This is a genomic window from Pseudomonas zhanjiangensis (genome assembly GCF_041027545.1).
In the GTDB taxonomy this organism is placed as follows: domain Bacteria; phylum Pseudomonadota; class Gammaproteobacteria; order Pseudomonadales; family Pseudomonadaceae; genus Aquipseudomonas; species Aquipseudomonas zhanjiangensis.
The window spans coordinates 192,392-213,349 of sequence record NZ_JBFTEG010000006.1 but is presented as its reverse complement, the minus strand read 5'-3'; the positions used below and the strand labels follow the sequence as shown (position 1 = coordinate 213,349).

The window sequence follows — 20,958 nt, the reverse complement described above, 5'->3', positions numbered from 1 at the left end:
TGCTCGGAATGACGGCCTGCGCCGCGCTTCCCGCCCGCGGCATTTCACGCGACAATCAGCCCTTATCGACATGCGCCCCGAGTCGGGCGCGTGCGTCCGCGCATCCGTGAGGAGTCCAGCATGAGCAGCAACGACCGCGTCATCATTTTCGACACCACCCTGCGTGACGGCGAGCAGAGCCCCGGCGCCTCGATGACCGGTGAAGAGAAGCTGCGCATCGCCAAGGCCCTGGAGCGCCTGCGCGTCGACGTGATCGAGGCTGGCTTCGCCATCGCCAGCCCCGGCGACTTCGCCGCGGTCAAGGCGATCGCCGACAACATCAAGGACAGCACCGTGTGCAGCCTCTCAAGGGCACTGGACGCCGACATCGACCGCGCCGCCGAGGCGCTGGCCGGGGCCAACTCCGGGCGCATCCACACCTTCATCGCCACCAGCCCGATCCACATGCAGTACAAGCTGCGCATGCAGCCGGACCAGGTGGTCGAGCAGGCGGTGCATGCGGTCAAGCGCGCGCGCAACCTGTGCAGCGACGTCGAGTTCTCCTGCGAGGACGCCGGCCGCTCCGAGATCGATTTCCTCTGTCGCATCATCGAGGCGGCCATCGACGCCGGCGCGCGCACCATCAACATCCCGGACACCGTCGGCTACGCGATTCCACACCAGTACGCCGAGACCATCCGCCAGCTGCTCGAGCGCATCCCCAATGCCGACAAGGCGGTGTTCTCGGTGCATTGCCACAACGACCTGGGGCTGGCCGTGGCCAACTCCCTGGCCGCCGTGGTGGCCGGCGCGCGCCAGGTCGAGTGCACCATCAACGGCCTCGGCGAGCGCGCCGGCAACGCCGCCCTGGAAGAGATCGTGATGGCGATCAAGACCCGTCAGGACCTGCTCGGCGTGCACACCAACATCGACACCCCGCACATCCTCAGCACCTCGCGCATGGTCTCGGGCATCACCGGCTTCCCGGTGCAGCCGAACAAGGCCATCGTCGGTGCCAATGCCTTCGCCCACGAGTCGGGCATCCACCAGGACGGCGTGCTCAAGCACCGCGAGACCTACGAGATCATGTCGGCGCAGTCGGTCGGCTGGCACACCAACAAGATGGTGCTGGGCAAGCACTCCGGGCGCGCCGCCTTCCGTTCGCGCCTGGACGAGCTGGGCATCGCCCTGGCCGGCGAGGCCGAGCTGAACGCCGCCTTCACCCGTTTCAAGGAACTGGCCGACAAGAAGCACGAGATCTTCGACGAAGACCTGCAGGCCCTGGTCTCCGAGACCCTGGCCGAGGAAACCTCGGAGCACTTCAAGCTGGTCTACCTGGATGTGGCGAGCAAGACCGGCGAGGTGCCGCTGGCCAAGCTGGTGCTCAGCGTCGACGGTGCCGAGGTCGGCGCCGAGGCCCAGGGCTCCGGCCCGGTGGACGCCACCTTCAAGGCGATCGAGGCGATCGCCGGCTCCGATGCCGAGCTGCTGCTGTATTCGGTCAACGCCATCACCCAGGGCACCGACTCCCAGGGCGAGGTGACCGTGCGCCTGGAGAAGGGCGGGCGCATCGTCAACGGCAATGGCGCCGATACCGACATCCTGGTGGCCTCGGCCAAGGCCTACATCAATGCCCTCAACCTGATGCAGGACGCGCAGAAGGCCCATCCGCAGGTGGCTGACGTTTGATTGCAGAGCTGCGCCGCCGTGCCTACCTGAGTGCCATGCAGGTGGCCAGTTGGCTGCCGCGGGTCGAGCTGCCGTTTGCCGCGCCCTCGCGTCCGGAGCTGCTGGCGCCGCCTGAGCCCGAGCCCGAGTTGCCGTCGGTCGCCGCCGAGCCTGCCGCGCCTCAGGCGCGCGAAAAGGCTGCGCCGGGGCCGTCCGCGCCGAGCGCACCCGAGCCGATTGCCGAGCGACCGAAGATCGAGGTGCCACGTCCCGCCGCGACGGCCCGCACTGCCAAGTCCGAGGCGGCCGAAGAATCGGTCGAGAGCGCCAGGCCGGCCAGGCCGGTGAGCGCGCCACCGCCACGCTTCGCCCTGCAGCTGCTGCGCGCCGGCGACTGCGCGCTGCTGGTCGAGTTGCCTACTGGCGAACCCTTGCAGGGCCGCGACCCGGCCTACCTGCTGCTTAAGGACCTGCTGCGCGCCGCCGGGCTGCCGGGCAACCCGCATCCGATCGGCGAGCCGGTGCGCTGGCCGCTGCTGGTGCGCGGCAACCTGGACCAGGGCCCGCTGGCCGCGCTGGAGTTCGTGCAAAGCTTCGTCGCCGCGCGCCTGGAGGAACAGCCGCCCTGCGCCTGCCTGTGGCTGGTCGGCTTGCCGGCGGTGCGCTTCGCCGGCGATGCCGATGCCCAGGCCTACAATCGCGAGCTGCAGGTCGAGGGCCTGGGTGCCGCCTGGGCAGTGCCGGGCCTGGAGTTGCTGATGGACGAGCCGGCGCGCAAGGCCGAGCTGTGGCAGGCGATGCGCCGGGTCCGTCAACGCTGGATGAGTCAATCTGAATGAGTGATGCGATCAGCTTCCGCCCGATGACCGAGGCGGATATAGAGGCCGTGCTGAAAGTCGAATATGCCGCCTTCAGTCACCCCTGGACCCGCGGCATCTTCCTCGACAGCCTCAAGTCCTACGACTGCTGGCTGATGTTCGAGGGCGGCCAGCAGGTCGGTCACGGGGTGATCAACGTGATCATCGACGAGGCGCACCTGCTCAATATCACCGTCAAGCCGCAGAGCCAGGGCCGTGGCCTGGGCCTGCGCCTGCTCGAGCACCTGATGTGTCGCGCCCGGCAGCTCAACGCCGGCGAGTGCTTTCTCGAGGTGCGTGCCAGCAACCAGTCGGCCTATCGCCTGTACGAACGCTACGGCTTCAACGAAATCGGCCGTCGGCGCGGCTACTACCCGGCGGTCGGTGGGCGCGAGGACGCGCTGGTGATGGCCTGCACCCTGGTCGACTGATCGCGGCACCTGATGACTCAGTACTTCCAGCCGAACAGCTGGCGGGCGTTGCGGCTGCTGGCGTCGGCCAGCTGTTCGGCGTCGACGCCCATCAGCCTGGCCAGTTCGGTGCAGATCTCCGGCAGGTATTCCGGGCTGTTGCGCTGATTGGGGTGCATGGCCGGGGCCATGTCCGGCGAGTCGGTCTCCAGCACCACGGCGTCCAGCGGCAACTGGCCGACCACCCTGCGCAGGCGCTTGGCCTGGGGCCAGGTCGGCGCGCCGCCGAGGCCGAGCCTGAAGCCCAGCTTGAGGTATTCGCGGGCCTCCTCATGGCTGCCGGCGAAGGCATGGATGATGCCGGCGCGCTTGAGCCTGAAGCGTTTCAGGGTGGCGATGGTCGGCGCATGGGCTCGCCGCACGTGCAGCAATACCGGCAGCTCGAATTCGGCGGCCAGGTCCAGCTGGGCCTCGAACAGCGTCTGCTGGCGCTCGCGGTCGAGCTGTTCGAGAAAGTAATCCAGGCCGAACTCGCCCACTGCGCACAGCCGCGCATGACCGGCCAGGCGCTCGAGCCAGTCGCGTAGCTCCCTCAGGTGTTCGGGGCGGTGCTGATCCAGGTAGGCCGGGTGCAGGCCGAAGGCGGCGTACAGGCCGGCATCGCCTTGCACCAGATCCCACAGGCGCTGCCAGTTGCCCTGGTACACCCCGAGCACCACCAGCCGCTCCACCCCCTGGGCGCGGCAGCGCGCCAGCAGCTCGCCGCGGTCGGCATCGAAGTCGGGGAAGTCCAGATGGGTGTGGCTGTCGATCAGGCGCATGGGCAGAGCATCGGCGATTTGCCGGCGATGCGCCAGTGCCCAGTCACCCGTCCCGGCGGCTCTTCAGCCGGCGCGGGATGGCCTCCACGCCGGGTCGGTAGTCGTCCTGCTCGATAGCCCTGAGCGTCCAGTGCAGCACCCGCTCGGCAATCCGCTCATGTTGCTGGGAAATCGCGTTGACCCGCAGCGGCAGGAAGTCGAGCAATTGGGTATCGCCGAAGGTCGCCAGGCGCAGTTGGTCGGCCCCGGCTTCGGCCTGTTCCTGCAGCGCATCGAACACCCCTTCGAGGAGCACGTAGGCGGTGGTCACCAGGGCATCTGGCGCGTCTTCCCCGGCTTCGAGCAGCGCACGCATCTGCCGGTAGCCACTGGCGCGGCTGAACTGCTCGCCATGGCTGACGCTGACGCGACCGTCGAAGCCTGCCAGGGACAGGCGAAAGCCGCGTTCGCGGGCCTGGCTGATCGCCAGTTCCGGGCGCGCGCCGAGCAGGGCGATATGCCGCGGCGGTGGGCTCAGCAGGCTGCTGGTGAGCAGGGTGCCGGCGGCCTGGTCGTCGCTGACCACCGAGCGGAAGTGGGCGGGGTCCAGCGCCCGATCGACCGCGATCACCGGTACCCCGCCATCGCTCAGGCGCCGGTAGGCCGGGTCGTCCTGGGGCAGGCAGCTGGCGACGATCAGCGCATCGCAGCGGCGCGAGCGAAACAGCTCGAGCAACTGCCGCTCGCTAGCCGGGTCGTCGTCGGAGCTGGCGATCAGCAGCTGGTAACCGGCACCGCGGGCGCGCTGCTCGAGCAGCTTGGCCAGGCGCGCGTAACTGGGGTTCTCCAGGTCCGGCAGGATGAAGCCCAGGCAGCGGCTCTGCCCGCGGCGCAGGCCGGCGGCTTGCTGGTCGGGGCGGTAGCCGTGGCGCTCGACCACCTCCAGCACGCGTTCGACCGTGGCCGGGCTGATCCGCCGCTGGGCGGCCTGACCGTTGATCACGTAGCTGGCGGTGGTCACGGAAACCTTGGCCAGGCGGGCGATGTCGGTAAGTTTCAAGGGGCTGATCCTGAGCGCGGTATGCGCGGCGGTGACGACCGGGCTTCTAGGATCACCGATTATCGGGTAACGTGCCAGTCCTAGGTGAAACGTTTCAGCAGCAGATTTCATTGGCTATTCTTCGTGGATTGCCGACCTCAGCCGCCAGAGGAGAACCCCGATGCTCGAGTTCAATGCCAGCCAGATCCAGATGGGCGCCAGCGCGCCCGACAAGGCGGCGGCCCTGGCGCTGCTGGCCGGGCGTCTGATCGACGACGGCCTGGTCGCCCCCGGCTATCTGGCCGGCATGCAGGCGCGCGAGGCGCAGGGTTCGACCTACCTGGGCCAGGGCGTGGCCATTCCCCATGGCACCCCGGACACCCGCGATCAGGTGTTCCACACCGGCGTACGCCTGATCCAGTTCCCCGACGGCGTGGACTGGGGCGACGGCCAGCGAGTCTATCTGGCGATTGCCATCGCCGCCCGTTCCGACGAGCACCTGCGCCTGCTGCAATTGCTCACCCGGGCCCTCGGCGAAGGCGATCTCAGTCAGGCGCTGCGCGAGGCGCGCGAGCCCGAGGCGCTGGTTGAACTGCTGCAGGGCGCGCCCCAGGAGCTGGCCCTGGACAGCCAGCTGATCGGCCTGGGCCTGGCCGCCGAGGACTTCGACGAGCTGCTCTGGCAGGGCGCGCGCCTGCTGAAGAAGGCCGACTGCGCGGCCTCCGGCTTCGCCAACAGCCTGGCCCAGGGCCAGCCGCTACCGCTGGGCAACGGCCTCTGGTGGCTGCACAGTGACCAGGCCGTGCTGCGCCCGGGGCTGGCCTTCGTCACCCCGGCGCAGCCGCTGCAGCTGCACGGCCAGTCGCTCACCGGACTGTTCTGCCTGGCCAGCCTCGGCGAGGCCCATCGACGATTGCTCGAGCGGCTGTGCGACCTGCTGATCGCCGGTCAGGGGGCCACCTTCAGCCAGGCCACCAGCAGCCGCAGCGTGCTCGAGGCCCTGGGCGGCGAGCTGCCGGCCGACTGGCCGACCCGCTGCGTGACCCTGGCCAATGCCCACGGCCTGCATGCGCGACCGGCCAAGCTGCTGACCGAGATCGCCCAGTCCTTCTCCGGCGAAATCAGGGTACGCCTGGCCGGCGAGGCGGGGCAGGGGGTGTCGGCCAAGAGCCTGAGCAGGCTGCTCGGCCTCGGCGCCCGGCGCGGCCAGGCCCTGGAGTTCAGCGCCGAACCGGTGATCGCCGAAGATGCCCTGGCCGCCCTCGAGGCGGCGGTGCTCGATGGCCTCGGCGAAACCATCGAGCCCTGGGTGGCCGGTGCCGCGCGATCCGAGCTGAGCCCTGCCGATGCGACGCCGAGCCGCGGCAAGACGCCGGCCCCCGCCGCGGGCGCACGCCTGCAGGCGGTTGCCGCCGCGCCGGGTATCGCCATGGGGCCTGCGCTGGTGCGCACTGCTCAGACATTCGAGTATTCACACCAGGGCGGCGGGCTGGTGGTCGAGTTGCAGCGCCTGCGCCAGGCCCTGGAGCAGGTGGACCGGCACATTCAACGGCTGGTCGAGTCGACGGCCGAGGCCAATATTCGCGAAATATTCACTACCCACCGGGCCATGCTGGGTGATCCGGCACTGCGCGAGGAGGTCGAGGCGCGCCTGGCCGAAGGCCTCAGCGCCGAGGCGGCCTGGAGCGCCGAGATCGACGCCGCGGCGCAGCAGCAGGAGGCGCTGCACGACGCGCTGCTGGCCGAGCGCGCCGCCGACCTGCGCGACGTCGGCCGGCGGGTGCTGGCCGAATTGTGCGGGGTCGCGGCGCCGGTCGAGCCGGAGCAACCCTATATCCTGGTGATGGACGAGGTGGCGCCCTCGGATGTCGCCTGCCTCGATCGTCAGCGCGTGGCCGGCATCCTCACCGCCCGCGGTGGCGCCACCGCGCACAGCGCGATCATCGCCCGCACCCTGGGCATCCCGGCGGTGGTTGGGGGCGGTGAGGCGGTGCTGGCGCTGACCCAGGGCACCGAGCTGCTGCTCGATGGCGAGCGCGGCCTGGTACGGGTGGCGCCGGATGCGCAGACCCTGCAGCAGGCCAGGCGCGAGCGCGAGGCCGGCTTGCGGCGCCGCGAGCGCGCCCATGCCGAGCGCCTGCAGCCGGCGGTGACCGGCGATGGCCATCGCGTGGAGGTGGCGGCCAATATCGGCGCCAGTGGCGACACCGCCGAGGCGGTGGAGCTGGGTGCCGAGGCGGTCGGCCTGCTGCGTACCGAGCTGGTGTTCATGGACCATCCGCAGGCGCCGGACCAGGCCACCCAGGAAAGCGAATACCGCCGCGTGCTCGATGCGCTCGATGGCCGGCCGCTGGTAGTGCGCACCCTGGATGTCGGCGGCGACAAGCCGCTGCCCTACTGGCCGATGCCGGCGGAGAGCAACCCCTTCCTCGGCGTGCGCGGCATCCGTCTCAGCCTGCAGCGCCCGGACATCCTCGAGACCCAGCTGCGCGCCCTGCTGGCCGCCGCCGAGGGCCGGCCGCTGCGGATCATGTTCCCGATGGTCGGCGCCATCGAGGAGTGGCGCGCGGCGCGTGACCTTGCCCTGCGCCTGCGCGAGGAAATTCCCCTGGCCGACCTGCAGCTGGGAATCATGGTCGAGGTGCCCTCCGCGGCGCTGCTGGCGCCGGTGCTGGCGCGCGAGGTGGACTTCTTCAGCATCGGCACCAATGACCTCACCCAGTATTGCCTGGCCATCGACCGCGATCACCCGACCCTGTCGGCCCAGGCCGACGGCCTGCACCCGGCGGTGCTGCGCCTGATCGGCATGACGGTCGAGGCGGCCCATGCCCAGGGCAAGTGGGTCGGGGTGTGCGGCGAGCTGGCCGGCGACATGTTGGCGGTACCGCTGCTGGTCGGCCTGGGGGTGGACGAGCTGAGCGTGGCGCCACGCTCGATCGCCCTGGTCAAGGCGCGGGTGCGCGAGCTGGATTATCGCCACAGCCAGACCCTGGCCGACCAGGCCCTGGGCCTGGAGAGCGCGGCGGCGGTGCGCGCGCTGGTCGAGGAGGGGCAGTGATGGCGCGCATCCTGACCCTGACCCTGAACCCGGCACTGGACCTGACCGTGCGCCTCGACAGCCTGCAGCCCGGCGCGGTCAACCGCAGCCTGGGACAGGTCAGTCATGCTGCCGGCAAGGGCCTCAATGTCGCCCAGGTGCTCGCCGACCTCGGCCACAAGGTTACGGTCTCCGGCTTTCTCGGTGCGGCCAATGCGGCGCCGTTCGAGGCCCTGTTCGACCGCCGCGGCCTGCTCGATGCCTTCGTCCGCGTGCCTGGCGAGACCCGCAGCAACATCAAGTTGGCCGAGCGCGACGGGCGCATCACCGATCTCAACGGGCCGGGGTTGCAGGTCGGCGCCGAACGGCAGGCCGAGTTGCTCGAGGCGCTCGAGGCGATGGTAGCCGGCCACGACGCCGTGGTGGTGGCCGGCAGCCTGCCCCAGGGTGTCAGCCCGCCGTGGTTCGCCGCCTTGCTGCGCCGCCTGCAGGGGGGCGGCGTGCCGCTGGCCCTGGACAGCAGCGGCGCCGCCCTGCGGGCCGGCCTGGCCCAGGCGCCCTGGCTGATCAAACCCAACGAGGAGGAGCTGGCCGAGGCCTGCGGACTGGCGCCGGATGCCTCGGCCGAGTTGCTGGCGGCGGCGCGCCGCCTGCGCGGCCAGGGCGTCGAGCATGTGCTGCTGTCGCGCGGCGCCGCCGGGGTCTGCTGGTTCGGTGCGGATTTTGCCCTGCAGGCCAAGCCGCCACGGGTCGAGGTGGTCAGCACCGTCGGCGCCGGCGATTCGCTGCTGGCCGCGACCCTGCACGGCCTGCTCTGCGGCTGGCCGGCCGAGCGCACCCTGCGCCTGGCCACCGCGGTGGCCGCCCAGGCGGTGACCCAACTGGGCTTCGGTATCCACGACCGGGAGCAACTGGCATGTCTGGAAGCCGGCGTGAGCATCGCGTCCCTGGATTAAAACAAGAAAGAGGTCTTCACCATGAATCTGCTGATCGTCACCGCCTGCCCCAACGGCATGGTCACCAGCGTGCTCTGCTCGCGCCTGCTCGAGGCCGCCGCCCAGCGCCTGGGCTGGTCCACCCGGGTCGAGGTGCATGATCCGCGGGCGATCGGCTCGCCGCTGACGGAGGCGGACATCGCCGCCGCCGATCTGGTGGTGGTGGTCAAGACCGGCGAGCTGGCGCTGCAGCGTTTCGTCGGCAAGCGCCTGGTGCAGGCGACGCCGGCCGAGGCGCTGGCCGACCCGCAACGCTTTCTGTGCGAGGCGGCCGAGCGGGCCACGCCTTTGCAGGCCGTCGAGTCCGCCAGCGCTGCGGCCAGGCCGCGGCTGGTGGCGGTGACGGCCTGCCCGACCGGGGTGGCGCATACCTTCATGGCCGCCGAGGCCCTGCAGCAGGCCGCCGCCCAGCTCGGCTACGACCTGCAGGTGGAGACCCGCGGCTCGGTGGGCGCGCGCAATCTGCTGGCGGAGGACGCGATCGCCGGCGCCGATGCGGTGCTGCTGGCCACCGATATCGAGGTGGATACCGCCCGCTTCGCCGGCAAGAAGGTATTTCGCTGCGGCACCGGGGTGGCCCTCAAGCAGCCGCGCCAGACCCTCGAGCGGGCCCTGACCGAGGCGGTGCCGCTGGCCGCCGCGAGCACCGCGGACAGCGCCCCGGCGGCCAAGCCGGCGGGGCAGGCCGGGCCCTACAAGCACCTGCTCACCGGGGTGTCCTACATGCTGCCGATGGTGGTGGCCGGCGGCCTGCTGATCGCCCTGTCGTTCGTCTTCGGCATCGAGGCGTTCAAGCAGGAGGGCAGCCTGGCCGCGGCGCTGATGCAGATCGGCGGCGACGCCGCGTTCAAGCTCATGGTGCCGGTGCTGGCCGGCTATATCGCCTATTCGATCGCCGACCGCCCGGGCCTGGCGCCCGGCATGATCGGCGGCCTGCTGGCCGGCAGCCTGGGCGCCGGTTTCATCGGCGGGATCATCGCCGGCTTCCTCGCCGGCTACGCCGCCCGCGCCCTGAACCGCTGGTTGCAGCTGCCGGGCAGCGTCGAGGCGCTCAAGCCGATCCTGATCATCCCGCTGCTGGCCAGCCTGTTCACCGGTCTGGTGATGATCTACCTGGTCGGCCAGCCGGTGGCCGGCATGCTCGCCAGCCTGACCGGCTTTCTCGACAGCATGGGCAGTACCAACGCCATCCTGCTTGGTCTGCTGCTCGGCGGCATGATGTGCGTCGACCTCGGCGGGCCGATCAACAAGGCGGCCTATGCCTTCTCCGTCGGCCTGCTGGCCTCGCAGAGCTATGCGCCCATGGCGGCGGTGATGGCTGCCGGCATGGTGCCGCCGATTGGCATGGCCATCGCCTCGCTGCTGGCCCGGCACAAGTTCGCCCTGAGCGAGCGCGAGGCCGGTCAGGCCGCCGGGGTGCTGGGCCTGTGCTTCATCTCCGAGGGGGCGATTCCCTTCGCCGCCAAGGACCCGCTGCGGGTGATTCCGGCCAGTATCGCCGGCGGCGCCCTGACCGGCGCCCTGTCGATGTACTTCGGTTGCAAGCTGATGGCGCCGCATGGCGGCCTGTTCGTCCTGCTGATCCCCAACGCGATCAACCATGCGGCGCTGTACCTGCTGGCGATCGTCGCCGGCAGCCTGCTCACCGGGGTGGCCTATGCGCTGCTCAAGCGCCGCGAGCTGCAGCCGCTGGTCGCCGAGTCCGCGGCCTGAAGCGCCCGCGGCTCACTTGCTGGCGCCGCGCACCGGGGTGATGGCGTCCAGCAACTGTTCGGCGAAGGCTCGGTACAGCGCCACCGGCGAGATGCGTGCGGAAATGCTGCTGGCCAGCACGCTGGCGGCGAGAATCGGCAGGGCCATGTCCTGGCTGTGCGACAGCTCGATGGTGATCACCGTGGCGGTCAGCGGCGTGCGGGTGACCCCGGCCAGGTAGGCGGCCATGCCGAGCAGGCCGGCGGTGCCCAGGTCGATCCCGGGTACCCAGTCGACCAGCCAGGGCGCCATGCCGGCGCCGACTGCCAGCGACGGCGAGAACAGGCCGCCGGGAATCCCGGCCAGGTAGGACACCACGTTGGCCAGGAATTTCCACAGGATGAACAGGGCGTCGGTCTGTGGCTCGCCCTCGAGCAGGGCGCGGGTCTCGGCGTAGCCGGTGCCGAACACGTGCTGGCCGGAAATCACCCCGAGCAGCACCAGCACCAGGCCGCAGGCGCCGGCGAACAGCACCGGGCGGCGCGCGCGCCAGGCGCCGAGCACCGCCAGCGGGCCGCGCCTGGCCGGCAGTACCAGGCGACAGTAGAGGCCGCCGAGCACGCCGCCGAGCAGGCCGCAGACCAGCACCGCCAGCCAGGCGCTGCTCAGCGGCAGTTCGGCGCTGAGGTCGCCGAAATAGCTGTAGCGGCCGACCAGGCCGAGGGTGACCATGCCGCCGATCAGCACGGCCATCAGGATCAGGCCGTTGAAGCTCTGCTCCATGCGGTGACTGAGTTCCTCGATGGCGAACACCACGCCGGCCAGCGGGGTGTTGAAGGCGGCGGCGATGCCGGCGGCGCCGCCGGCCATGATCAGCCCGGACAGGGCGTGGCGGCCATGCAGGCCGAGGCGCCGGCCGAAGTTGTACATCAGCGCCGCGCCCACATGCACCGTCGGCCCCTCGCGGCCGACCGAGGCACCGCAGAGCAGGGCCAGCACCGTCAGCAGCATCTTGGCGATGGCCACCGGCACCGCCAGCAGCTGGTTGCGCAGGCGCGTCGAGGGTCGCTCCAGGCTGGCGATGACCTGGGGGATGCCGCTGCCCTTGGCTTCCTTCAGCCAGCCCTGGGTCAGCCAGGCGAGCAGGGCGAAGCCCAGCGGGGTGACCAGCCAGGGCCAGTAGACACTCTGCCTCAGCAACCACTCGAATTGTTCGAAGGCATGGTCGGCCAGCCAGGCGAAGGCCAGGGCGGTAAGGCCGACCAGCAGGGCGCCGAGCCAGAAGGCGGCGCGCTGGCGCAGGCTGCGCAAGCGGCGACGGCGCTCACGCAGGCGTTGGGTGGGGGTCAGGGCAACAGCGGGCGACGGGTTTTCCATGATTTCCAGAAACGCAGGGACACAGGCGGGCGCTGGGGCGGCGGGCCAGGGTGGTGAGCGGGTCCTGGTACGCATGCTAGCAAACTTCGCTTGCCTTGCCGCGCTCCGCGGCGGCAGGATTCGACCCAGGGCCCAGGCAAGCGGCGGGGGGGAAGATGCTCAGCCTCAACAATGGCGTATTGATCGGCGTGGCCCTGCTGCTTGGCGTCTTGCTGTTCCAGCCTCGTCTGCTGGCCGCCCCCCTGTGGCGGGCGACGGTGACCCCACTGGCCTCGATCATCGGCTCGGGGTTCCTGGTGGCGGGCCCCATCCTCGCCCATACCGTGGGCAACTGGGCCTGGCTGGCGATGCTCGTGCTCTGTGGCCTGGGCTACTGGTTCGGTGCGGCCATCCGCTACAACATCGTCCAGGTCGAACCGGCCCTGGACAGGCAGCCGCCGAAGCTCCAGTTGGGCCTTGAGCGGCTGTCCGAGCTGGCCCTGGCGCTGGCCTACTTCGTTTCGGTGGCCTACTACCTCAACCTGTTTGCCGCCTTCGGCCTGCGTCTGGGGGACGTGGTCGATCCGTTCTGGATTCGCCTGCTGTCGACCGCAGTGATCGCCGCGATCGGCTTGCTCGGGCTGTTACGCGGCCTGTCCGGGCTGGAGCGCCTCGAGGTGCTGGTGGTGGCGCTGAAGCTGGCGCTGATCGGCGGCCTGCTGGCGGTGCTGGCGCAGGTGAACCTGAGTGCGTTCGCGGCCGGCGAACTGGTCTGGGCCGGGCAGGCCCATGAGCAGGGTTGGCGGGCGCTGGAGATCCTCCTGGGTCTGGTGATCCTGGTGCAGGGTTTCGAGACCTCGCGCTACCTGGGCAGCAAGTATGACGGTGCGACCCGGGTGCGCAGCATGCGCTGGGCGCAGTGGATCGCCAGCGCTATCTACCTGGCCTTCCTGCTGCTGGTCACCAGTCAGTTCAGCAATGGCCTGCCGGCCGAGGGCGGGGAAACCAAGATCATCGATCTGCTGCGGCCGCTGGGCACGGCGGTGGCGCCGCTGCTGATCCTCACCGCGCTGGCCTCGCAGCTGTCGGCGGCGGTGGCCGACATGAACGGTGCCGGCGGCCTGCTGGCCGGTGCATCGGGCGGGCGCCTGCGGGTGCGCCTGGGCAACCTGGTCACCGCCCTGGTGGCGATCGCCATCACCTGGCTGGCGAACATCTACGAGATCATCACCTACGCCTCGAAGATGTTCGTCATCTACTACGCCCTGCAGTCGCTGCAGGCCGCCCTTTGCGCCGGGCGCCAGGGCCAGTGGCTGCGCGCCGGCGCTTTTGCCGCCGGCCTGCTGGTCGCCCTGGTGGTGGTGCTGTTCGCTCAGCCGGTCGAGGCCTAGTCCGGCCGAGCCTGATCCGGCCGAGCCTAGTCTGGCCGAACCTAGTCCAGCCGGGCCTGATCCGGCCGGGGGCGGGGAGCCCCGCGGCGCATGGCCTGGCTTAGTGGTGTTCGCGGGTGGCGCGGAACTTGATGCCCGGCCAGCGCTCTTCCATCAGGCTCAGGTTGACCCGGGTCGGCGCCAGGTAGGTGAGGTGGCCGCCGCCATCCAGGGCCAGGTTTTCCACCGCCTTGTTGGAAAACTCCTCGAGCTTCTTCTTGTCGGCGCAGTCGATCCAGCGCGCCGACCAGACGGTGACCGGCTCGTAGGCGCATTCGACCTTGTATTCCTCCTTCAGGCGGCTGGCGACCACATCGAACTGCAGCACGCCGACCGCGCCGAGGATGATGTCGTTGCTGCGCTCGGGGAAGAACACCTGGGTCGCGCCTTCCTCGGCCAGCTGCTGCAGGCCCTGGCGCAGCTGCTTGGACTTCAGCGGGTCCTTCAGGCGCACGCGGCGGAACAGTTCCGGGGCGAAGTGCGGGATGCCGGTGAAGCCCAGGTTCTCGCCTTCGCTGAAGGTATCGCCGATCTGGATGGTGCCGTGGTTGTGCAGGCCGATGATGTCGCCGGCATAGGCCTCGTCGAGCATTTCGCGCTCGCTGGAGAAGAAGGTCAGGGCGTCGCCGATGCGCACGTCCTTGCCGGTGCGCACATGGCGCATCTTCATGCCCTGGCTGTACTTGCCCGAGCAGATGCGCATGAAGGCGATGCGGTCGCGATGTTTCGGGTCCATGTTCGCCTGGATCTTGAACACGAAGCCCGAGAACTTCTCTTCCTGGGGCTCCACGGTCCGCTCATGGGCGGCGCGGGGCAGCGGCATCGGCGCCCAGTCGACCACCGCATCGAGCACATGGTCGACGCCGAAGTTGCCCAGGGCGGTACCGAAGAACACCGGGGTCAGCTGGCCGTTGAGGAACTCGTCCTGGTCGAATTCGTGGCAGGCGCCCTGGACCAGCTCCAGCTGCTCGATGAAGCGCTCGTACTCGTCGCCCAGGTGGGCGCGGGCCTCGTCGGAGTCGAGCTTCTCGATGATCTTGGTCTCGGTGCGCTCGTGGCCGTGGCCCGGCGTATAGACGATGATGTAGTCGCCGGCCAGGTGGTAAACGCCCTTGAAGTCGCGGTAGCAGCCGATCGGCCAGGTGATGGGCGCGGCCTTGATCTTCAGCACCGCCTCGATCTCGTCGAGCAGCTCGATCGGGTCGCGGATGTCGCGGTCGAGCTTGTTGACGAAGCTGACGATCGGCGTGTCGCGCAGCCGGCACACGTCCATCAGGGCGATGGTGCGCGGCTCGACGCCCTTGCCGCCGTCGAGCACCATCAGCGCGCTGTCGACCGCGGTCAGGGTGCGGTAGGTGTCTTCGGAGAAGTCCTCGTGACCGGGGGTATCGAGCAGGTTGATCATGTGCTCGCGGTAGGGGAACTGCATCACCGAGGTGGTGATGGAGATGCCGCGCTGCTTTTCCATCTCCATCCAGTCGGACGTGGCATGGCGGTCGGATTTGCGCGACTTCACCGTGCCGGCGACGGCGATTGCCTTGCCCATCAGCAACAGCTTCTCGGTGATGGTGGTCTTACCGGCGTCCGGGTGGGAGATGATGGCGAATGTGCGCCTCTTGGCGACTTCGGCGGCCTGCTTGCTCATGCTGGGGGAACCCGTCGACTGATAGTCGGTCTGTCAAAAAAGGCGCCGATTATACCGGTAAACGCCGTGCCGCGCGGCGCTCGCTGATGGTCGGGTAAAACCCCCGGGATTGTGGGCTTTGTGCAGCATTTCATGACGAGTTGTTTTGAATCCTCAACGATTCGCCCGGGTGAGGCCAGACGGGGCAAAAAGGCGACAATTTATGATTGATCTCAACCCCATGGGGTCCTAAAGTTCGCGCCCGAACGTCCATGCTGGCAACGATCCATCCGGCTCAAGTACTGACGACGAGAGATCGTGCGCGATACTCGGCGACATGCCTTGGGAAGTAGGCGAACCAAAGTGGGGAAACTGATCAGGCGTTCGCGCTTTGCTATTACTTAGTAAGGCACCCCTAACTACCTTTGCTTGTTTTGCCATTGGAGCCCCCGCATGTCGATTGAAGTTGAAGACTACTATCCGCGCGAAACCTTCCAGAAGATGAAGGCCTTCGCCGACAAGCACGAAACCCCGTTCGTGGTGATCGACACGCAGATCATCAGCCAGGCCTACGACGACCTGCGCGCCGGCTTCGAGTTCGCCAAGATCTACTACGCGGTCAAGGCCAACCCGGCGGTGGAAATCATCGACCTGCTCAAGGACAAGGGCTCGAACTTCGACATCGCCTCGATCTACGAGCTGGACAAGGTGATGAGCCGCGGCGTCGGTCCGGAGCGCATCAGCTACGGCAATACCATCAAGAAATCCAAGGACATCCGCTACTTCTTCGAGAAGGGCGTGCGCATGTTCGCCACCGACTCCGAGGCCGACCTGCGCAACATCGCCAAGGCCGCCCCGGGCTCCAAGGTCTACGTGCGCATCCTCACCGAGGGCTCGACCTCGGCCGACTGGCCGCTGTCGCGCAAGTTCGGCTGCCAGACCGACATGGCCATGGACCTGTTGATCCTCGCCCGCCAGCTGGGCCTGGAGCCCTACGGCGTGTCCTTCCACGTCGGCAGCCAGCAGCGCGACATCGGCGTGTGGGACGCGGCCATCGCCAAGGTCAAGGTGATCTTCGAGCGCCTCAAGGAAGAAGACGGCATCGTCCTCAAGATGATCAACATGGGCGGCGGCTTCCCGGCCAACTACATCACCCGCACCAACAGCCTGGAAACCTACGCCGAGGAAATCATCCGCTTCCTCAAGGACGACTTCGGCGACGAGCTGCCGGAAATCATCCTCGAGCCGGGCCGTTCGCTGATCTCCAACGCCGGTGTCCTGGTCAGCGAAGTGGTGCTGGTCTCGCGCAAGTCGCGCACCGCCGTGGAGCGCTGGGTGTACACCGACGTGGGCAAGTTCGGCGGCCTGATCGAAACCATGGACGAGGCGATCAAGTTCCCGATCTGGACCGAGAAGAAGGGCGAGATGGAAGAGGTGGTGATCGCCGGGCCGACCTGCGACAGCGCCGACATCATGTACGAGCACTACAAGTACGGCCTGCCGCTCAACCTGGCCATCGGCGACCGCCTCTACTGGCTGTCCACCGGCGCCTACACCACCAGCTACAGCGCGGTGGAGTTCAACGGCTTCCCGCCGCTGCAGGCCTACTACCTGTAAGCGCTGCGTCGCACCTGAAAAGCCCCGCCATCTGGCGGGGCTTTTTTATGTGCGGGCTGGCGTGTCGCCGGTCGGGGCGGTCGGCACCGGGAGAGCGCCGAGCCAGCGGATGAACAGCGAGAAGAGTTCGGCCTGCGAGCCGATCTGCAGCTTGGTGTAGAGATTCTTGCGGTGCATGCGCACGGTTTCCGGGGAGATCGCCAGCTCCCGCGCGGTGGACTTGACCGAGTGGCCGCGCAGGATCAGGTGGGCGATCTCGCGTTCGCGCTCGGTCAGCAGGTCGCTGCCGAAGCTGGCGAACGCCGCCTGGATCTGCGGGCTCAGGGTCGGCGCCGCGCGTTCGTCGCTGCCGTCGAGGGCGAGCCGCTGCTCGAGCCCGCCGCCGCTGGCGAACTGCAGGATCAGCTCGCGCACCAGCGGCTGTACCGCCCGCAGCAGCTGCAGCTGCTCCGGGCTGAAGCGTGCGGCGCTGCAGCCCTGGTACAGGCACAGGGAAATCTTGCGCTGGGCATCGAGGTCGACGATGTAGTAGCTGTCCTCCACCGAGCCGTTCTTCAGGTAGTAGGTCTTGTAGTACTCGCTGGCGAAGAAGTCGTCCGGGGCGATCTCGGAGAGGTGGTAGAAGCCCTCGGCCAGGCCCTTTTCCACCGCCAGGCAGAACGGGTCGAGCATGTAGCCGCGGGCGAAATAGCGATCGATCAGGGTCTGCCGGTACGGTGCGGGGATGCCGCGCTGGTGCAGCAGCTGCGGCGGCTGGCCCTGGCGCTCGAGGATGAACAGCATCGACTCGATCGGCGTCAGCTGGTACAGGGCCTCGGCCAGGCATTCGACGAAGTCGGCCTCGCGGCAGTGCGCCAGGGCCCGGGCCGCGCCCGCATGCCAGGCCTGCAGGGCGCCCAGCGAATGACCGGGGAGAATGGCTGGTGTGTGCATGGCCGCCAGTCTAGCGGCCTCGCCGGGGATCGGTAAGGGCCCGCGGCGCAGGGCCGCGGGCGAGCCGGTGGCGAGCATCAGTGGCCGGCGTACTGGCCGCTGCGCTGTAGCTCGGCGGCGGTCTCGAGGATGCAGCTGCGCAGCGTCTCGACGATCTCGTCGACCTGGGCGTGGGTGATGGTCAGCGCCGGCGACATCACGTTGAGGTGGACGATCGGACGCACCAGCAGGCCCTTGGCCTGGGCGCGCCGGTGGATCTTCTCGCCGATGTTCAGCGCCTCCGGGAACAGCGCCTTGCTGCGCTTGTCGGCGACGAACTCGACGCAGGCCATCAGCCGCTGGCAGCGCACGTCGCCGACCAGCGGCAGGCCGGCCAGGGTCTGCAGGCGCTGCTCCAGGTAGGCGCCGACGTCCTCGACGTGGGCCAGCAGGTTCTCCCGCTCGATGATCTCGATGTTCTTCAGGGCGCTGGCGCAGCTCACCGGGTGGCCGCTGTAGGTGAAGCCGTGGGTGAAGCAGCGGCCCTTGCCCGGCTCGCCGATCACCTGCCAGATGCGCTCGGAGAAGATGCAGGCGCCCAGCGGCAGGTAGCCGGAGGTCAGGCCCTTGGCGGTGGTGATGATGTCCGGCTGCACGCCGAACAGCTCCTCGGAGGCGAAGAACTTGCCCAGGCGGCCGAACGAGGTGACCACCTCGTCGGACACGTAGAGCACGTCGTGCAGCTGGCAGACCTCCCACATGCGCTTGTGGTAGCCGCGGGGCGGGATGATCACCCCGCCCGAGCCCATGATCGGCTCGGCGAAGAAGGCGGCGACCCGCTCGGCACCGAGGCTGAGGATCTTGTCCTCGAACTCGGCGACCAGGAAGTCGAGGAAATCCGCCTCGCTCATGCCCTCCGGCGCCCGGTAGGGGTGCGGGCAGGAGACGTGGTGGATCTTGTCGCGCAGGAAGTCGAACTCCGGCGCGCGGTCGGCGGCCTTGTTGCCGATCGACATGGTCAGGTAGGTGGAGCCGTGGTAGGCGCCGTGGCGCGCGATGACGTGCTTCTTCGCCGGCTTGCCGCGGCTGTTCTGGTAGAACTGGATCAGCCGGTAGGCGGTGTCCACCGCGGTGGAGCCGCCGGTGGTGAGGAACACGTGGTCGAGGTCGCCCGGCGCCAGGCTGGCGAGCTTCTCGCACAGTTCGATGGCGGTGACGTTGGCCATGTCGGAGAAGGGGTTGGAGTAGGCCAGCTGGCGCACCTGGTCGGCGATGGCCTGGGCCATCTCCTCGCGGCCCAGGCCGATGTTGGTGCACCACATGCCGCCGACGGCGTCGAGGTAGCGGTTGCCGGCGGTGTCGTAGATGTAGGCGCCTTCGGCGGCGGCGATGTTCAGCGCACCCTGCTCGCGGTGCTCGTCGAACACGTGGTAGCCGTGCATGTAGTGGGCCTGGTCGGCGGCGGTCAGGCGGTCCTGGTCGAACTGGGCGAAGAAGGCCGGGGTGAGGGTGGTCATGGCTTTGTCCTGTCGAGGGGGCGGGGCTTGCGGCAGCCCCGCGCAGTTGTGCTGGGGGCTGTTACTTGCCGGTTTTCACCCGGTTCCAGGTGCGGCTGATCAGGCGCATGCTCCTGAGCGGCTGGGTCTTCTGCGCGAACAGTCGCTCGCGGGTCCGCGCATCGGGGTAGATCGCCGGGTCGTCGCGGATAGCGGCGTCGACCAGGGCGGTGGCGGCCTGGTTGCTGTTGGCGTAGCGCACATAGTCGGTCACCTCGGCCATCACCTCGGGCTGTAGCAGGTACTCGATGAATTTGTGCGCATTGGCGGCGTGCGGCGCGTCGCTGGGGATGTAGAAGTTGTCGAACCAGATCAGCGAGCCCTCGCGCGGAATGAAGTAGTCGAGGTCGATCTTGACCCCGGCTTCCTCGGCCCTGGCGCTGGCGGTGGCGTAGTCGCCGGACCAGGTCATGGCCATGCACAGGTCGCCGTTGGGCAGGGCGCTGAGGTAGCCGACCGAGTCGAACTTCTTGATGTAGGGGCGCACCGACAGCAGCAGCGCCTCGGCCGCGGCCAGGTCCTCGGGCCTGGCGCTGTTGGGGTCGCGGCCCAGGTAGGTGAGGGCCAGCGGGATCACCTCGGTGGGGGCGTCGAGCAGGGTCACCCCGCAGTCGGCGAAGCGCGAGACGATCTGTGGGTCGAACAGCATCGCCAGCGAGCCGATGGGTGCATCGGGCATCCGCGCGCGGATCTTGTCGACGTTGTAGGTCACGCCGTTGCTGCCCCAGGTATAGGGCGCCGAGTAGCGCACGCCGGGGTCGTAGGCCTGGATGTTGTCCAGCACCAGGCGGTCGAGGTTGCGCCAGCTCGGCAGCTGCTGCTTGTCCAGCGGCTGGAATACCCCGGCCTGGATCAGCGGCGGCACCAGAGCGGCGTTGAGCACCACCAGATCGTAGCCGGAGTGCCCCGGCAGCAGCTTGCCCTGGACCGTCTCGTAGGAGTCGAAGGTGTCGTAGATGACCCGGATGCCGGTGGCTTTCTCGAAGTTGGCCAGGGTGTTCTCGCCGATATAGTCCGACCAGTTGTAGACCCGCAGGGTGTTGCCGGGGGCCGGCTCGTCGCCGTAGCTCAGCGCCGGCGCGGCGACCAGCGTGGCGCTGAGGAGTGCTGCGAGGGTGTTATGCATGTCAGTCCCACCTTTTCTTGTCGTTGGCGTGCAGGAAAGCGTCTGGGCCACTATCCGGCCGCTTCGCGATGGCAGCCATACCCCTCTCGGGTAGGTGCGCAGATGATCTTGCTGTACATTCGTTCAGAACCACCGCGAGGACCACAGGAGCCCCAGGCAATGACCCAGGAAGCGCGTTTTTCCCGACTGGAACCGGAGCTGCGCAAGGCGCACCTGATCCAGGCGACCTTGAGCTGCCTCAAGCGCCATGGCTTCCAGGGGGCCTCGATCCGCAAGATCTGCGCCGAGGCGGGGGTGTCGGTGGGGCTGATCAGCCACCACTACTCGGGCAAGGACGAACTGGTGGCCGAAGCCTACCTGACGGTCACCGGACGGGTCATGGGCCTGCTGCGCGAGGCGATCGCCGCCGCGGCGCCGAGCCCGCGGGCGCGGCTGTCGGCGTTCTTTCGCGCCTCGTTTTCCGCAGAATTGCTCGACCCGCAGCTGCTCGAGGCCTGGCTGGCGTTCTGGGGGGCGGTGAAGACCGCCGAGGCGATCAAGCGGGCCCACGACCATTCCTATGCCGAGTACCGGGCGATTCTTCTGCGGGTGCTCCAGCAGCTGGCCGACGAACAGGGCTGGGAGGGCTTCGACGCCGGCCTGGCGGCCATCGGCCTGAGTGCGCTGCTCGATGGCCTGTGGCTGGAATCCGGGCTCAACCCCAGCACCTTCAGCCCGGAGCAGGGTGTGCAGATCTGCGAGGCCTGGGTCGATGGTCTTCAGGGTGGCGGCTACCGGCGCTTCTGCTGAATCCGCTGCTGGCTGTTGATCATCCGTTCAGCAGTGGCTAAATTGGCCGGGCAATCCACACCTGACTCTGC

General features: G+C 68.7%; 16 protein-coding genes. 9 read left to right on the top strand and 7 right to left on the bottom strand.

Features of this window, described 5'->3' with window-relative positions; genetic code table 11:
- Positions 1-120: 120 nt before the first annotated feature.
- From AB5S05_RS10300 to rimI, 3 genes are read left to right on the top strand one after another with little or no spacing between them, the layout of a single operon-like run.
- On the top strand, positions 121-1,668 hold the full coding sequence (locus AB5S05_RS10300; protein ID WP_369287420.1) for a 2-isopropylmalate synthase: 1,548 nt from the start codon (positions 121-123) through the stop codon (positions 1,666-1,668).
- Positions 1,665-2,486 (top strand): energy transducer TonB, encoded by an 822-nt coding sequence (locus tag AB5S05_RS10295; RefSeq protein WP_369287419.1) that lies wholly within the window; start codon positions 1,665-1,667, stop codon positions 2,484-2,486. The genes AB5S05_RS10300 and AB5S05_RS10295 overlap by 4 nt, the downstream gene beginning before the upstream one ends.
- Complete coding sequence (rimI, locus tag AB5S05_RS10290) at positions 2,483-2,935, top strand: ribosomal protein S18-alanine N-acetyltransferase (protein WP_369287418.1); 453 nt, start codon at positions 2,483-2,485, stop codon at positions 2,933-2,935. Before AB5S05_RS10295 ends, rimI begins: the two co-directional genes overlap by 4 nt.
- 17 nt (positions 2,936-2,952) lie before the next feature.
- Here the strand turns inward: rimI and AB5S05_RS10285 are convergent, their stop codons facing one another.
- Together AB5S05_RS10285 and cra are read right to left on the bottom strand one after the other, a co-directional pair.
- Positions 2,953-3,735 carry a TatD family hydrolase gene (locus AB5S05_RS10285; RefSeq protein ID WP_369287417.1) on the bottom strand — a complete coding sequence of 261 codons (783 nt, stop codon included), beginning with the start codon at positions 3,733-3,735 and terminating at the stop codon, positions 2,953-2,955.
- Between the two features lie 43 nt (positions 3,736-3,778).
- A complete protein-coding gene (gene cra, locus AB5S05_RS10280; RefSeq protein ID WP_369287416.1) occupies positions 3,779-4,774 on the bottom strand; it encodes a catabolite repressor/activator in 996 nt (331 codons plus the stop codon).
- Positions 4,775-4,934: 160 nt separating this feature from the next.
- Between cra and ptsP the strand changes: the two genes are divergently transcribed.
- The 3 genes from ptsP to AB5S05_RS10265 are packed head-to-tail and all read left to right on the top strand — an operon-like array spanning position 4,935 to position 10,498.
- A complete protein-coding gene (gene ptsP / locus AB5S05_RS10275; protein WP_369287415.1) occupies positions 4,935-7,811 on the top strand; it encodes a phosphoenolpyruvate--protein phosphotransferase in 2,877 nt (958 codons plus the stop codon).
- Positions 7,811-8,746: a 1-phosphofructokinase gene (pfkB, locus tag AB5S05_RS10270; RefSeq protein ID WP_369287414.1), complete on the top strand. Its 936-nt coding sequence runs from the start codon at positions 7,811-7,813 to the stop codon at positions 8,744-8,746. The genes ptsP and pfkB overlap by 1 nt, the downstream gene beginning before the upstream one ends.
- A gap of 21 nt (positions 8,747-8,767) precedes the next feature.
- The gene (locus AB5S05_RS10265; protein ID WP_369287413.1) at positions 8,768-10,498 is read left to right on the top strand and encodes a PTS fructose-like transporter subunit IIB; all 1,731 of its coding nucleotides are present in this window, start codon (positions 8,768-8,770) and stop codon (positions 10,496-10,498) included.
- 12 nt (positions 10,499-10,510) lie between these two features.
- On the opposite strand, the gene AB5S05_RS10260 is transcribed toward AB5S05_RS10265, so the two are convergent.
- On the bottom strand, positions 10,511-11,854 hold the full coding sequence (locus AB5S05_RS10260) for a chloride channel protein (protein ID WP_369287412.1): 1,344 nt from the start codon (positions 11,852-11,854) through the stop codon (positions 10,511-10,513).
- Positions 11,855-12,009: 155 nt separating this feature from the next.
- Between AB5S05_RS10260 and AB5S05_RS10255 the strand changes: the two genes are divergently transcribed.
- Positions 12,010-13,224: an Aq_097 family APC-type transporter gene (locus AB5S05_RS10255; RefSeq protein WP_369287411.1), complete on the top strand. Its 1,215-nt coding sequence runs from the start codon at positions 12,010-12,012 to the stop codon at positions 13,222-13,224.
- A gap of 100 nt (positions 13,225-13,324) precedes the next feature.
- On the opposite strand, the gene AB5S05_RS10250 is transcribed toward AB5S05_RS10255, so the two are convergent.
- Positions 13,325-14,908, bottom strand: coding sequence for a peptide chain release factor 3 (locus AB5S05_RS10250; protein ID WP_369287410.1), 1,584 nt, complete (start codon positions 14,906-14,908; stop codon positions 13,325-13,327).
- 432 nt (positions 14,909-15,340) lie between these two features.
- On the opposite strand from AB5S05_RS10250, the gene AB5S05_RS10245 reads away from it, so the two are divergent.
- On the top strand, positions 15,341-16,504 hold the full coding sequence (locus AB5S05_RS10245; protein ID WP_369287409.1) for a type III PLP-dependent enzyme: 1,164 nt from the start codon (positions 15,341-15,343) through the stop codon (positions 16,502-16,504).
- A 45-nt stretch (positions 16,505-16,549) separates the two neighbouring features.
- Here AB5S05_RS10245 and AB5S05_RS10240 read toward each other — a convergent pair whose 3' ends face one another.
- The 3 genes from AB5S05_RS10240 to AB5S05_RS10230 form a co-directional block, all read right to left on the bottom strand.
- Positions 16,550-17,437, bottom strand: a complete 888-nt coding sequence (locus tag AB5S05_RS10240; RefSeq protein WP_369287408.1) for a LuxR C-terminal-related transcriptional regulator — start codon at positions 17,435-17,437, stop codon at positions 16,550-16,552.
- 77 nt (positions 17,438-17,514) lie between these two features.
- The gene (locus AB5S05_RS10235; protein ID WP_369287407.1) at positions 17,515-18,933 is read right to left on the bottom strand and encodes an aminotransferase; all 1,419 of its coding nucleotides are present in this window, start codon (positions 18,931-18,933) and stop codon (positions 17,515-17,517) included.
- A gap of 61 nt (positions 18,934-18,994) precedes the next feature.
- A complete protein-coding gene (locus AB5S05_RS10230; RefSeq protein ID WP_369287406.1) occupies positions 18,995-20,098 on the bottom strand; it encodes a polyamine ABC transporter substrate-binding protein in 1,104 nt (367 codons plus the stop codon).
- 159 nt (positions 20,099-20,257) lie between these two features.
- On the opposite strand from AB5S05_RS10230, the gene AB5S05_RS10225 reads away from it, so the two are divergent.
- On the top strand, positions 20,258-20,887 hold the full coding sequence (locus AB5S05_RS10225) for a TetR family transcriptional regulator C-terminal domain-containing protein (protein ID WP_369287405.1): 630 nt from the start codon (positions 20,258-20,260) through the stop codon (positions 20,885-20,887).
- The last annotated feature ends 71 nt before the right edge of the window (positions 20,888-20,958 follow it).